Annotated in this window: 8 protein-coding genes; 3 read left to right on the top strand and 5 right to left on the bottom strand. The window is 73.5% G+C overall.

Annotated features, from left to right (window positions below):
- Positions 1–4: 4 nt before the first annotated feature.
- The 5 genes from OG299_RS34975 to OG299_RS34955 all read right to left on the bottom strand — a co-directional run bounded on the left by OG299_RS34975 (position 5) and on the right by OG299_RS34955 (position 10814).
- The gene (locus OG299_RS34975) at positions 5–2776 is read right to left on the bottom strand and encodes a LuxR family transcriptional regulator (RefSeq protein ID WP_266632181.1); all 2772 of its coding nucleotides are present in this window, start codon (positions 2774–2776) and stop codon (positions 5–7) included.
- Positions 2777–2964: 188 nt separating this feature from the next.
- A complete protein-coding gene (locus tag OG299_RS34970; RefSeq protein ID WP_327364657.1) occupies positions 2965–4749 on the bottom strand; it encodes a S8 family serine peptidase in 1785 nt (594 codons plus the stop codon).
- A 610-nt stretch (positions 4750–5359) separates the two neighbouring features.
- Positions 5360–9547: an nSTAND1 domain-containing NTPase gene (locus OG299_RS34965; protein WP_327363668.1), complete on the bottom strand. Its 4188-nt coding sequence runs from the start codon at positions 9545–9547 to the stop codon at positions 5360–5362.
- Positions 9496–9852, bottom strand: a complete 357-nt coding sequence (locus OG299_RS34960; RefSeq protein ID WP_327363667.1) for a CU044_2847 family protein — start codon at positions 9850–9852, stop codon at positions 9496–9498. Before OG299_RS34960 ends, OG299_RS34965 begins: the two co-directional genes overlap by 52 nt.
- Before the next feature lie 197 nt (positions 9853–10049).
- Positions 10050–10814, bottom strand: coding sequence for a DUF1838 family protein (locus tag OG299_RS34955; protein ID WP_327363666.1), 765 nt, complete (start codon positions 10812–10814; stop codon positions 10050–10052).
- Positions 10815–10924: 110 nt separating this feature from the next.
- Between OG299_RS34955 and OG299_RS34950 the strand changes: the two genes are divergently transcribed.
- From OG299_RS34950 to OG299_RS34940, 3 genes are all read left to right on the top strand, one after another.
- Positions 10925–11917, top strand: coding sequence for a DUF1996 domain-containing protein (locus OG299_RS34950; protein ID WP_266632173.1), 993 nt, complete (start codon positions 10925–10927; stop codon positions 11915–11917).
- Between the two features lie 99 nt (positions 11918–12016).
- Positions 12017–12613, top strand: coding sequence for a sigma-70 family RNA polymerase sigma factor (locus OG299_RS34945; RefSeq protein ID WP_053787647.1), 597 nt, complete (start codon positions 12017–12019; stop codon positions 12611–12613).
- Positions 12610–13338, top strand: coding sequence for an anti-sigma factor (locus tag OG299_RS34940; protein ID WP_266632169.1), 729 nt, complete (start codon positions 12610–12612; stop codon positions 13336–13338). The genes OG299_RS34945 and OG299_RS34940 overlap by 4 nt, the downstream gene beginning before the upstream one ends.
- Positions 13339–13448: the final 110 nt, after the last annotated feature.

Genomic DNA, 13448 nt, shown 5'->3' with positions numbered 1-13448 from the left:
CCCCTCAGCGGGTGCGCAGGGCGGTGGCCAGCTGGGCTCGGGAGCGTACGTCGAGCTTCTGGTAGATCCGGGTCAGCCGGGCCTCGACCGTCTTGACGCTGACGAAGAGCTTCGCGGCCGCCTCCTGGTTGCTGGCGCCCTCGGCGACGAGCAGGGCGAGCCGGGTCTCCGCCTCCGTCAGGGCGGCCAGGGCCATGGCCGTACCGCCCCCGCCGGGCGCCGGTTCCCGGTGCTCGGCGGCGAGTTCCGCCCAGGGCTTCGCGCCGGCCGCGGCGAACACCTCGGCCGCCGCCCGCAACGCGGCGCGGGCCGGGGCGCGCCTGCGGCGGCGCCGTTCCACCCGGGCCAGGGCGAGCAGCGTACGGCCGCGCTCCACCGGGAGCTGGAGCGCGCCGAACCGGTCGGCCGTGGCCTGCAGCAGGTGCACGGCGGCCTCGGCGTCGCCGTGTGCGGACAGGCACAGCCCGCGGGCCCGGTCGAGTGCGGCCACCACCGTGGTGCGCCCCAGACCGAGGGCGACCGTACGGACGGCGCCGAGCAGTTCCGCGGCCTCGTCGGGCGCGTCCGCGGCCACCAGGGCCTCGGCCAGCTCTCCGTGCCAGCGCAGGATCGAGGGGTCGACGACCTGCTGGGCCGCCTCCAGTCCGGCCACCCGGCGCAGGGTGGCCACGGCCTTCGCGGCCTCCCCCGTCGCCAGCTCGGTCAGGCCGAGTGCGTACAGGCTGCGCGAGAGGAACACCTGGTCGTGCTCCTCCTCGGAGGCCTGGATGCCGCGCCGGGCGTATCCGGCGGCGCGCGCGAAGCTGCCGCCCATGGCCTCGGCCATCGCGGCGGCGTACCAGGCGGGGCCCGGCGAGAGGCCCGCCTCGATGGTCAGGTCCAGGGCGCGGCGGGCGTGCGCGGACGCGATCGTGCACCGGCCGCGCCGCAGTTCGACCTCGGTGAGGCTGCGCAGCACCTCGAAGACGTCCTCCGCGGATCCGGTGCGCCGGACGGCGGGCAGCAGGACGAGCAGCTGGCGCCGGGCGTCGGCGAGGCGGTCGTCGAAGAGGGCGTGGCGGACGGCGAGGTACTGCGGCGCGTTGCGCATGCCGAGCGGCACCTCGGGGGCGGGCAGGGCCAGGGCCTCGGCCAGGATGTCCTCGGCGTCCGGGTCCCCGAGGATGCGGCCCATGCGGGCCCGTACGGTCAGCGCCATGGCCTCGGCGACCTGGTCGCCGCCGCGGGCGGCGAGGCGGCCGGCCTCGGCCGCGGCGTCGCGGGAGCGGACGGGGTCGCCGTCGCTGAGGTTGTACTTCGTGGCGATCCGCAGCTGCACGGCCGCCTGGAGGGCGGGGTCGCCCGCGGCGTCGTCCATGGCGTACGCGAAGGTCTCGTCGAGGGCGGCGAGGGCCTGCCCCGCGGCGTCGATCACGGCGAGGCGGGCGCGTACCCGGTCGGCGGGCGAGGCGTCGCGGGCCAGTACGGCGCGGGTGGCGCGGCGTGCGAGATCGGCGCGGCCGGCCCAGCCGGCGTCCTCGGCGGCGGCGACGAGGCGGGCCAGTTCGTCCCCGGGCCGGTTGGTCGGCGTACGTTCGGCCGCGAGCAGGCCGAGTTCGGCGGCCAGGGCGCGCTTGCCTCGTCTCCGGCAGGCCGCGGCGGCCTCGGTGATCTCGGCGGCGAGCCATTCGTCGGGGGTGTCCACGGCCAGCGCCCGGTGCCGTACGGCCTGGACGGGGTCGTCGACGGCGGCGGCGAGAGCGGCGTGTCCGGCGGCGCGTTCGGGCCAGCCGGCGTCGGCGGCCAGGGCCATCGGCAGGGCGCCTGCGGTGAACGCGACCGCGCCGTCCTCCCCCACGCAGACCAGCGCGGCCCGTTCCGCCTCGGCGAGCTCGGCCTCGGCGTCGGGCCGGCCGGCCCGGCGCAGCAGGGCGGTCGTCGGGCGGGCCGCGAGGGCGGCGAGCAGCAGGGTGCGGCGGGCGCGGGCCGGGGCTCCGGCGAGGAGCCGGCGGGCGACCTCGCGGGCCTGGCCGGACAGGGGCAGGGGGTCGGCGTGGTGGGCGCTGGCGTCGCGGGCCTCGGCGGCCTCGGCGAGGGAGTGGCCGAGGGCGAGGGCGAGGCGGGGGTTTCCGCCGCTGGCCTGGTGGATGCGGCCGGCGAGCCGGGCGGGCAGGCCGTGGCGGGCGAGGAGTTCGGCCACCTCGTCGGCGCCGAGCGGGGGGACCCGGATCTCGGGGGTGCCGGGGCCGCACAGGGGGCCGCCGACGGGGGCGCCGCCCTGGACGCACTCGGCCACGAGGACCCGTACGCGGGGCGGGGTCAGGCGCAGGGCGAAGCGGAGCAGATCGGTGCTTTCCGCGTCCAGCCACTGGGCGTTGTCGAGGACGAGCAGGACGGGGGTGCGGGCGGCGAGGGTGCGGAGCACCTCGACGACGGCGAGGCGCAGCGCGACGTGGTCGCGGCCGGCCCGGGGTGCGTCGGCCTCGCGGCGCAGGAGGGCGATGGCGGTGCGCTGGGGTCCGGAGAGCCGTTCGAGCGCGGCGCACGGGACGGAGGCGAGGAGGGCTGCGGCGGAGGCCTCCGGTATCCACTGGTCGGCGGCCTCGGGGGCGAGGCGGAGCACGGTCTCGTGGCGGGTCGCGGCCGCGGCCGCGACGGCGCCCGCCACCTCGGTCTTGCCCGCGCCGGCGGGTCCGGTGAGGAGCGCCCGCCCGTGCGCGGTCAGCGCGCGTTCGACCGCCTTGATCAGTTCACCGTGTCCGACGGTCGTGTCAGCGTTCCCCGTCGCCGCCACCACGCACAGCCACCAGCCTCTCGGTCCCCACTCTGTGCCTCTCCTGTGAGAGGCGACAATACGAGGTCGGATGCCGGGTGGACACGGATTGTGACGCAGAATTCAGTCAGCTGTCAGGAAACGGCTGCGGACCTGCCGATACGAGGTGTATCAGCAGGTCCGCGGGCTCAAAGGTCCGTACTATCGGGCTTTCAGAAGCCGAGGCTCCAGGCGTCGATGAAGCCGGTGTCGCCGCCGGCGTTGTCGTTGACGCGGAGCTTCCAGATGCCGTTCGCGACCTCCGAGGAGGCGTTCACGGTGTACTGCTGGTTGATGTTGTCGGTGCCGCCGCCGGCGCGGTTGGACAGCGTGTAGACGCTGCCGTCCGGGGCGACCAGGTCGACCTTCAGGTCGCCGATGTAGGTGTGCTTGATGTCGACGTTGACCTTCAGCGCGGCCGGGGCGTTGCCCGCGACTCCGCTGACCGTGATCGGGCTCTCGACGGTGGTGTTGTCGAGGATGTTCACGTTCGTGGTGTTCTCGAAGCCCGTGGCGGGCGCCGAGGTCACGGCGTTGACGGTGGCGGCCGCGTCGGCGAGACCGGCGCCGCAGCCGCCGGTGCAGGTGCCGGCGAGCGGGCGGGCGTTGGCCTTGATGGCCGCCTCGACCTGGGCCGGGGTCAGCGAGGGCTTGGCGGCGACGACGAGCGCGGCGAGGCCCGCGATGTGCGGGGCGGCCATGCTGGTGCCCTGGTAGGGCTTGTAGATCTCCGAGCCGGGGGTGGTGGCGCCGTCGTTCAGCGTGGAGAGGATGCCGTTCTCGGGGGTGGTGACGGTGCCGGGCGTGTCGGTGGCGCGGCGGGTCTCACCGCCCGGGGCGGAGACGTCGACCTTGCTGCCGTAGTTGGAGTAGAACGAGCGGTCGCCGGTGCGGTTGGTGGCGGCCACGGAGACCACGTTGTTGCAGCTGGCGGGCGAGAAGCCGGCCGCGTCCGCGTTGCTGTTGCCGGCGGCGACCACGACCGTGGTGCCACGGGCGACGGCCGCGTTGATGGCGTTCTGGTAGGTGGTGGTGCAGGCGCCGGAGCCGCCGAGGCTCATGTTGATGACCTTGGCGGGGGTGGCGTTCGCCGGGATGCCCGCGACGGTGCCGCCGGACGCCCAGGTGATGGCGTCGACGATGTCGGAGGTGGTGCCGCCGCACTTGCCCAGCACGCGGACGGGCTGGATCTTCGCGTTGTACGCGATGCCCGCGACGCCCTTGGCGTTGTTGGTGGCGGCGGCGATGGTGCCCGCGACGTGGGTGCCGTGCCAGGAGGAGCCGCTGGCCGTGGAGCCGGTGCCGCACTCGCCGGCCGCGCTCCAGTCGCCCTGGTCGGCCGGGTTGTTGTCGCGGCCGTTGCCGTCGCGGGCGGCGGTGGCGTCGGAGATGAAGTCGTAGCCGGCGACGATGTTCGGGGCCACGTCGGAGTGGGCCACGTAGCCGGTGTCGATCACGGCGACGGTCACGCCGGAGCCGGTGGTCTTGTCCCAGGCTGCCGGAACGTTCATGCCGGCGGTGGGCTCGAAGAGGTCCCACTGCTTGGCGTACTCGGTGTCGTTCGGGGTGGCCATCGCGTAGGCGCGGGAGTCCACCTCCACGTACGCGACGTCCGGGTCGGCACGGAACTGGGCCATCACGTCGGCCGCCGCGGCGGGGGCGACGGAGCCGCCGAGGTTGACGAGGGCGGCACCGGTGCCGAGGCGGCGGTCGAACTTCGCCTTCTTGTTGCCGGCCTTCTTGCCCTTGGCGGTGGCGTCGTCGGCCGCGGCCTTGTTGGAACTGGCCTCGGTGGCCGAGGACTTGTAGCCGACGATCAGGTTCTGCACCGGCGCGGCGGCGGCGGAAGCGGGCGCGCCCGCGGCCGGGAGGGTGGAGGCGGCCGGGGCCGGCGCGGGCTCCGCACCGGCCAGGGCCACGGAAGCGGTGGCGGAGCCGGCGAGCAGGGTGACGGACATCGCCACCACGGATATGAGCCTGCGTCTCGTTGCGTGCACGGTGTTCCCTTCGCGGGCCGTTTCCGGGCAAGCCGGAGCGGGCGGTTGGAGCTGTGTGGGAGGTGAACCGGCGGCTACGGGGCCGGGGACGGGTTGGTCACGCCCGTCCCGGCCACCGCTGCTCGCCGCGTTGCCCCGGCCGCTTCGGCGGGGCAGGGGCAACGGCGGTGCGGGCGATCTCCCCGGCCGTACGGCTTCACACCATGTGGGGTTGGCGCGGGGTCCGTTCGGGGTGGGAGAGATCGCCGGTGGGCAGACAGTAGGCAACGCGAGGATGAACCCGATACCGGGAAAACCCTTGTCCACCCCCCTGACGCCCCCCTACACCTCCCGGGGACCCTATCTCCCGCCCCTCAGGACCCTCCCGCGGGGGTGCCCGTACGGCGCGGGCCGACCACACCTCGAGGCGGCCTCCGGCAGCAGCCGCAGAGCGGGGATGGGGCAAAGCCGAACATGTCAGCCCGAACTCGGGCGATACTCCTGTCCACAGCGCAGCACTGCCTGTCCCGGGTCACGGGTCAGGCCGTGCAGGGCTGCGTTCGCTCGAGGTCCTGTGCGCCGCGGCGCGGCCTCAGCGGGTCGGGCACACGCTGCCGACCGACTTGCGCTCGTCTTCGGTGAGGACCCGGTTGACGGACCGGCAGATCTCCTCGATCGACGCGTCGGGATCGCGGACGACCCACAACCGCACCGTTCCGTCCTTGCTGCCACTGGCGAGGGTGCCGGAGCTGAACATCACCGAGCCCACCACGGCGGTGTGGCCGGACAGCCTGCTGCGGACCTTGCGCGTGGCCACGTGCCACAACCACACGTCCGAGTCGTCGCCGCCGGTGGCGAGCGTTTGCCCGTCCTTGCTGAACGCCACCGCATGCACCGGGTACGTGGAGCGCGGCAGGGTGCCGAGATGCCCGCCGGTGTTCCCGTCCCACAACTTCACGGTGCCGTCGAGGCTGCCCGTGGCCAGGGTGCGGCCATCGGGGCTGAACGCCACCGAGCCCACCTCGTCGGTGTGGCCGGACAACGTCCTGAGGAGCTTGCCGGTCTGCGCATCCCACAACCGCACCGAGCCGTCGGTGCTGCCGGTGGCAACGATGTGCCCGTCGGGGCGGAACGCCACCGAGCGCACCGGCTTGCCGGTGCGGACGGACAGCGTTCTGAGGAGCTTGCCGGACTCCCCGTCCCACAACCGCACCGTCTTGTCGTCACTGCCGCTCGCGAGCGTGCCGTCCCTGCTGAACGCCACCGAGCGCACCGCGCCGGTATGGCCCGACAGCGCGCGGGCCGTGCCGGAGTCCAGGTCCCACAACCGCACCGCCCTGTCGTCACCGCCACTGGCGAGGGTGCGCCCGTCCGGGCCGAACGCCACCGCCCGCACCGGCGCGCCGAGGCCCGGCAGCGTTCTGAGGAGGCTGCCGGACTTCCCGTCCCACAACCGCACGGTCTTGTCTTCGCTGCCGGTCGCGAGCTCGCTCCCGTCCGGACTGAACGCGACCGACCACACCGGACCGGTATGACCGGACAGCGGGGGGCGGCTCATGTCCGTGTCCGTGTCCCACAGGCGCACCGTCTTGTCGTCACCGCCGCTCGCGAGCGTGCCGTCCGCGCTGAACGCCACCGACCACACCCCGTCGCCGTGGCCGAGCAGCGGGGGGCGGCTCGCGCCTGTTCGCACGTCCCACAACCGCACCGTGCGGTCGGAGTTGCCCGTGGCGAGAGTGCGCCCGTCCGGGCTGAACGCCACCGACCACACGCCGTCGCCGTGGCCGGACAGCGGGGGGCGGCTCGTGCCTGCACGCACGTCCCAGAACCGCAGCGAGCCGTCGAGGCTGCCCGTCGCGAGAGTGCGCCCGTCGGGGCTGAACGCCACCGACTCCACCGGTCCGGTGTGGCCGGACAGCGTACGCGCCGTACCGGCGCCCACGTCCCACAACCGCACCATGCCGTCCTCACCGCCGCTGGCGAGCGTGCCGTCCCGGCCGAACGCGACCGAGACCACCGGTCCGGTGTGGCCGCGCAGCGTACGCGCCGTACCGGTGGCCATGTCCCACAACCGCACCGTCCCGTCCTCACCGCCGCTGGCGAGCGAGCCGTCCCGGCCGAACGCCACCGACCGCACCGCGCCGGTATGGCCGGACAGCGTTCTGCGCAGCGCACCGGTCTGCGCATCCCACAACCGCACCGTCCTGTCGCCACTGCCGGTGGCGAGCGTGCGACCGTCCGCGCTGAACGCCACCGAACGCACCACGCCGCGGTGGCCGGACAGCGGGGGGCGGCTCGTGCCCGCGTCCACATCCCACAACCGCACCGTCCTGTCGGTACTGCCGGTGGCGAGTGTGTGCCCGTCGGGGCTGAACGCCACCGACCACACCGGTCCCGTGTGGTCGGACAAGCGCCGCCGCAACGGGAGGGCGGCGGCAACGTCCAGACTCTTGATCGATTCGAGGGTCCGCCTCGCGCGGTACGCCTTGACGGCCAGCAGCGCGGCAAGGTCGGGGTTGTCGGTGATGAGCGTGCCGGACTGGGCGGCCAGCTCGCGGGAGAGGGCCGTACGGCGTTGGACCTCGGCCGCCCGCCACTCCTGGACGGCTACGCCCACGGCGACGAGCGCCATGACGAGCAGGGCGGTGAGGACCACGATGGTGATCTTGCTGCGCCGGATGACGGCCAGCTGGCGCTGCTGGCTCGCCATGAGGAAGTCCCAGATGTCGCGCGGCAGACGGCGTTGCTGCTGCCACTCCAGGCCTTCGGCGAGCGCTGTTCCCCCGAGCAGGTCCCCCGGATCGCTCCTCTTCTTCCAGCGTTCCTGCCGTTCGCGGGTGCCCTCGAGCCAATCCTGGAAGCGGTGGTCCTGGCTGACCCACTCGCGCAGCGTGCCCCAGTCCTGGATGAGCGCGTCGTGGATCAGCTCGGCGACCGGCGGGCCGGCAGGTGTGTCGGCGCCGCCGGGAGTGCGGGGCGTGTGCGTGGTGATGATGCGGTAGCCGGTGAGGGCGTCCAGCACCTCGTCGAAGGCCTCGCCGGCGTCGGGGCCGGCGTGGGGGTCGGCTGCCAGGTCGCGCAGTTCGTGCAAGGGGACCTGCGCGCGGATGGCGGGAATGTGGTGGGCGGGGTCGGCCGGCCGCACCAGGGAGGTCAGGATCCGCTGCGCGATGAGCCGGTGGTCGGGGGGCAGCCGGTTGAGGGCCGTCTCGCACCACGTGGTCATGCTGCCCCTGACTCCGCCGATGCGCCGGTACGCCTCGTGCGTGAGGTATCCGTCCCGGCGCCTCTGCCAGAGCTGGCTGAGCGTCAGCTCCAGTAGGGGCAGCGCGGTGACGGGTGCCTCGCGGGTCGCAGCGCCCTCGGGCGCGATGTCCAGGACGTCGCTGATGATCTCCTCGGGCAGCCCGTGCTCGAAATGGGCTCCCAGGTCCTCGGCGGGCTTGGTGATGATGTCGTGCAGGTCTTCCTGGCTCAGCGCACTCGGTACGTTGAGGAGCCCCGGCATCGCCGCCTCCACGATCCGGGCCAGGGCCGCCAGCTGGGGGTAGAAGTCGTCGCGCATGACCAGGATCACGCTGAGCTCGGCCTGCGACTTCACCGCTTCGGCGATCTGGTCCGTCGCGGCCTGGCGGTGTGCGTGCTGCCTGCCGTTGCCGGACGGGGCGAGCAGTTCCTCGAACTGGTCGATGACCAGGACGACGCGCTCGTGGACGGGTTCGGCCTCGAGCCTGCGGGTGACGGCTGCGGCGACCCCCGCGGTGGCGGCCCCCGGCAGCCCGGCGCGCTCGATTTCGAGCAGCAGGTTCTGCCGCGGCCGGGCGATGACGTGCAGCCAGTGGTCGCTGCCGGGCAGTCCGCCGTCGGCCAGCACGGGCAGGACGCCGGCTTCGACCAAGGAGGACTTGCCCGAACCGGAGGGCCCGAGCAGCAGGGTCACCCGCCGGTGCCGGGCGAGGCTCGCGATGACCTGGCGTACGGCGTCCTTCCGGCCCTCGAACCAGCGGGCCTGCTCTGCGCTGAACGGCTCCAGCCCCTGGTAGGGGCACCTGTCCTGCTCCACCAGATCGGGCCAGACCCCGCGCAGGACCCGTACGGGGGTGACGTAGGCGATGCCCAGCCCCCGCTCGTGCACGTCCGGGGCGGTGATCTCGGTGAGCATGCCGATGACCAGGCCGGTCTTGGTGTCGAGGATCGGCCCGCCGCTGAACCCGGTGGTCAGGTCGTTGGCGTCGGTCAGCTGGAGGCGCTCGCTCCTGCCCTCGACGGCCGCCAGCAAGGGGCCGGCCACGCCGTAGCCCCAGTGCCCGCCCGGCGGGGCTTGGGCGGGGAACCCGAACGAGAGCACCTTGTGGCCCTCGCTGCCTGCGGCAGGGCCCAGCGCAACCGGCTCCACGTCCGGCAGGGCCCTGCTCAGGCGGACGACGGCCACGTCCTCGTCCTGCGGAGCCCGCCACGGCTCCTCGAGGACCTGTCCCTCCACCCGGGGCGCGCCGGCCGCCTGCGGGAAGACCAGCCGTACGCTCCCGCCGGGCCCGGATCCGGCCCCGGTGACGACGTGCGCGCAGGTGACCAGGATGTCCTTGGCCACCAGGAAGCCCGCGCCGGCCACCGTCCCGTCGGCGCCGAGGATCTGGGCCACCGCGGGCGAGAGTCCCGCTCCCGGCGTGTGGTCGCTCTGCGACCCCCCGGTGGCATCCGGCCCCTCGGCAGCGCTGTCCACCCGGGTCAGCCCGCGCTGCCGTCCGGGCCCGGCCGGGCGGCGCCGGATGCCTTCCATGCGACCGTCACGTTCAAGTGGCAGCCGGCGCCGGTCTTGGTGATCACCGCCCCGGCCTCGAAGGCGAGGTCCACGCCGAATCCGACGACGATCTCGTCGGGCTGCGCTTTGCGCAGTTGCTCGAGCGTGGCGCGGACCGCCTCCGTGATCGGAACCAGAGCCTCTTGCAGCGTCTTTGGCAGGTCGTGGATGGCGTCGCTGAGGCGACCGGCCTTCACCGGCCCCTCCAACGCCTCCGATCCGGCCCGGGCCTCGATCAGAAGACCGCGCCCGCCGTCCAAGGGAATCCGAGCCAGAGGTGCCACAACTCCTCCTCCACCCGCGCTGTTGGGCTGAGGCCGCTCATGGCCGCGAACGGGACGGCGGTGGCGTCGGGTGTCGGCGGCACATGCGATCGACCGATCGACGCGCGCGTACGAGCCCGCTGCCGGGTCGTGACCATCATCTTCGGAACCGGGCACGGGCCGCATCCCGGGCTGCGCCGTACGGGGCCGGAGCCCGGTCAGGGCCGCGGCTGCGGCTGCGGCTGCGGCTGCGGTTCGTGGTGCCTGCGGAAGTAGGTCCAGCTGGTCTCGTTGGGTTCGGTCCACTTCTCCGGGGCGTGCGCGTACTCGGGGTGGTGGGCGGCGATGTGGGCGCGGGTGCGTTCCGGCACCTCGGCGTAGGAGGCGAGCTTGCGGCCCCGGCAGTGGTAGGTGAGTCCGCCCGGGCTCTGGCCCCGTTCCATCCAGGGGAGCCACGGGGACATCCGCATCCAGGACATGGTGCACGGGACGCCGGGCTCGTCGGTGCTCAGCACCGAGCGCGGCGCGAAGAACTGGAAGAGCTCCAGGGCCTTGTACGTGTCGTCGGCGGAGTTCAGCGGGTACTCGGCGACCGGCAGCGGCGAGGGGTAGGCGAGCGGGATCTCCAGGCTGAAGCAGACCTGGTCCCCGAGCTCGGTCAGCGGGACCGGGAACGGCCGCAGCCGCAGATTGGCCGGATCGTTCCAGATGTGGATCACCGGCTTGCCCTCCCAGGTGTCCAGGATCTCCCGGGTCTGCGGATCCAGGTAGAACGCGGCCTCCCTGGTGAGCAGTTGGAAGCCGCCGGTCTCCGGGTCCTCGACGAGGCGGGCGACGTTGACGCCTTCGAAGCCGAAGAGGCGCCGATAGGGCTGGTCGGGGGCCCAGGAGTGGACGTCCCCGGACCACCAGAAGGTCACCTCGGCGCCGTCGAGCGAGGCGCGGGTGCGGGCGAACGCGTGCAGGAGCTCAGCGGGTGTCATGCCGGGTACTGTGCGCGGTCGCCGCCGACCGGGCAAGCGCCCGGGCGACCGGCCGGCCGACATGCGGATGCAGGTTGACGCTGCGGCGCGCAGCGGCGACCGTGACCCGCATGCGGAACGAACGCCGACTGCTCACACTGCTCGTCTGCCTGGTGCTCGGCATCGGGCTGACCGCCGCCGTGCTGGGCGCTGCCCGGGTGGCGAGCCCTGACGGGACGCCGCATTCCGGGATGAACTCCCGTGACTACGTGGACATACAGGACGTACGTCCCGGCCCCCGCGAGCCGTCGGCCGGGCCCGACGCCTCGACGGGCACCGTGACGGTGGACTGCGGACACAACGAGGAGCGCCACTACAACGAGGACAACCTGGTCGTGTCGCCGGGACTGCGCTCGGGCGCCCACCACACCCACGCGTACGTGGGGAACCTGTCCACGGACGCGATGTCGACCGATGCCTCCCTGTCCGCCGCCGCGACCAGCTGCCGCGGCGGCGACCGGTCCACGTACTACTGGCCCGTCCTGCGCCGGCTGGACCGGGCGGGCAGCCACCCTCACGAGGGCTCCGCCGGGCACGGCAACTCGGGCGAGATCCTGCCCGAGGCGGCGGTCTCCGTGGAGTTCCGGGGCAGTCCGGTGGGCAAGGTCGTGCCGATGCCGCGCTTCCTGCGCGCGATGACCGGCGACGCGGTCGCGTACACCGCCGCGAGCGACGCCGATGTCCGCGCCCGCTGGGGCTGTTCCGGTTCCCCCGACCGGTTCACCACCCGCTACCCGCGCTGCCCCGCCGGCGAACGCCTCACCCGTACGCTCGTCTTCCCCAGCTGCTGGAACGGACTGGACACCGACAGCCCGGGCCACCGCTCGCACCTGGGCTTCCCCGCGGCCAACGGCGTCTGCCCGCAGGGCACCTTCGCCGTGCCGCAGCTGCGCATCTCCCTCGCGTACGAGGTGGCGCCGGGCGTGCCGGTCGCCGTCGACTCCTTCCCCGAGCAGCGGCACAGCCCGAAGACGGACCACGCGATGTTCGTGGACGCCATGGCGGACAAGCAGATGGCCGCGATCGTCGAATGCCTCAACGAGGGGCTCGGCTGCCGCACCTGAGGGCCGCTCCGTCGAAGTGACGGGGGTCACATGAACCAGGTCCCGTCGGGAGGCGTGTTCTGTCCGCACCAGATGGGCGAGGAAGACGGAGAGGGTGAGATGGCCGGACCACTGTGGCCCCGCACGCGGCGGGGCTCGACCGACGAGGCATTGATCAGGTCGGTCTACGAGGAGCACGGCCACGCCCTGCTCGCCTACGCCACCCGGCTGACCGGTGACCGGGCCACGGCCGAGGACGTCGTCCAGGAGACCCTGATCCGGGCCTGGCGGCATTCCGAGGTCCTGGTCAACGGAAAGGGTTCGGTGCGCGGCTGGCTGCTGACGGTGGCCCGCAACATCATCACCGACCGCTACCGGGCCAAGGCCGCCCGCCCCGCGGAGGTTTCCGGGGCCGCAGCCGCTCCCCCGGTCGAGCTGGACCACGCCGATTCCGTGGTCGACACGATGACCGTGCTGGGTGCGCTCGACCAGCTGTCCCCGGAGCACCGGGACGTGCTGAAGGAGTTGTACTACCGCCAGCTCAGCGTGGCCGAGGCGGCCGACAGCCTCGGCATCCCGGCGGGCACGGTCAAATCCCGCGCGCACTACGCCCTCAAGGCACTGCGCGAGGTGTTCCGACAAGGCAGTACCAGGGAGGGCAATCGAATGGGCAGGCCGCCCCAGCAGCCCGCCGGACTGCGTGAGGTGGTGGCATGAACCGGCAGCGGCACGAGGAGGAACTGCTCGGCCCGTACGTTCTCGGCGTCCTGGAGGCGGAGGACGTCCGCCGGGTCGAAGAGCACATGAGCGGCTGCGTGCAATGCCGTGAGGAGGTGGCCGCGTTGCGCGAGATGGAAGCGGCGTTGGGCGAGGTGCCTGCGGAGGCCTTCCTCGACGGACCGCCGCAGGGCGGTGATCTGCTGCTCCAGCGCACGCTGCGGCAGATGCGCAACGAGGCGTCGGGCGAGCGGCGCCGACGATGGGGCATCACAGGACTGGCCGCGGCGGCCTCGCTGGCCGCCGTGTTCTGGGCCGGGGCGCAGTTGGGCTCGGCGGACGGCACGCAGGTGGCCCTGCCACCGCCGCCCACACCGTCGGTCTCGGCACAGCCTTCGCCGCCGCCGGCGGGTACGAAGGTGGCCTCGGCGACCGACGTGCGCACCAATGCGCGGATGACCGTACAGGTCACACCGGCGGCCAAGTGGGTCCGGGTGCACGCGGCCGTGGCGGGGATCCCGCCGGGGGAGCGCTGCCTGCTGATCGTCGTCGGGAAGGACGGCAAGCGCACGACCGCGGGCAGCTGGGTCGTCGGCATCCAGAACGGCGAGGGCAAGGGCGCCTCGCTGGACGGCTCGGCGGCGGTGGACCCGACCGACGTCAAGGAGGTCGTGGTCGAGAACGAATCGGGCAAGCGGTTCGTGTCCGTGCCCATGCCGGTGTAACCGGCGCGCTGCGGCGCACACCAGAGCCCGGGCGGCCGTACGACGGCTGCCCGGGCTCTCTGCCGTACGCGGGCACCGCGAAATCCGCTATCTCCCCAGCGGCCCCGCTG

Origin of the sequence: Streptomyces sp. NBC_01296, from assembly GCF_035984415.1 — a bacterium.
Classification (GTDB): domain Bacteria; phylum Actinomycetota; class Actinomycetes; order Streptomycetales; family Streptomycetaceae; genus Streptomyces.
Note: the sequence above shows the minus strand (reverse complement) of the source record. Positions and strands in the feature narration are given on the sequence as shown.

Bases quoted from the DNA above. Each gene is read 5' to 3' on its own strand.
- OG299_RS34970 (WP_327364657.1), bottom strand. From the start codon at position 4,749: ATGTCCGTCACCCTGCTCGCCGGCTCCGCCACCGCTTCCGTGGCCCTG.
- OG299_RS34965 (WP_327363668.1), bottom strand. From the start codon at position 9,547: ATGGAAGGCATCCGGCGCCGCCCGGCCGGGCCCGGACGGCAGCGCGGG.
- OG299_RS34955 (WP_327363666.1), bottom strand. From the start codon at position 10,814: ATGACACCCGCTGAGCTCCTGCACGCGTTCGCCCGCACCCGCGCCTCG.
- OG299_RS34950 (WP_266632173.1), top strand. From the start codon at position 10,925: ATGCGGAACGAACGCCGACTGCTCACACTGCTCGTCTGCCTGGTGCTC.
- OG299_RS34945 (WP_053787647.1), top strand. From the start codon at position 12,017: ATGGCCGGACCACTGTGGCCCCGCACGCGGCGGGGCTCGACCGACGAG.
- OG299_RS34940 (WP_266632169.1), top strand. From the start codon at position 12,610: ATGAACCGGCAGCGGCACGAGGAGGAACTGCTCGGCCCGTACGTTCTC.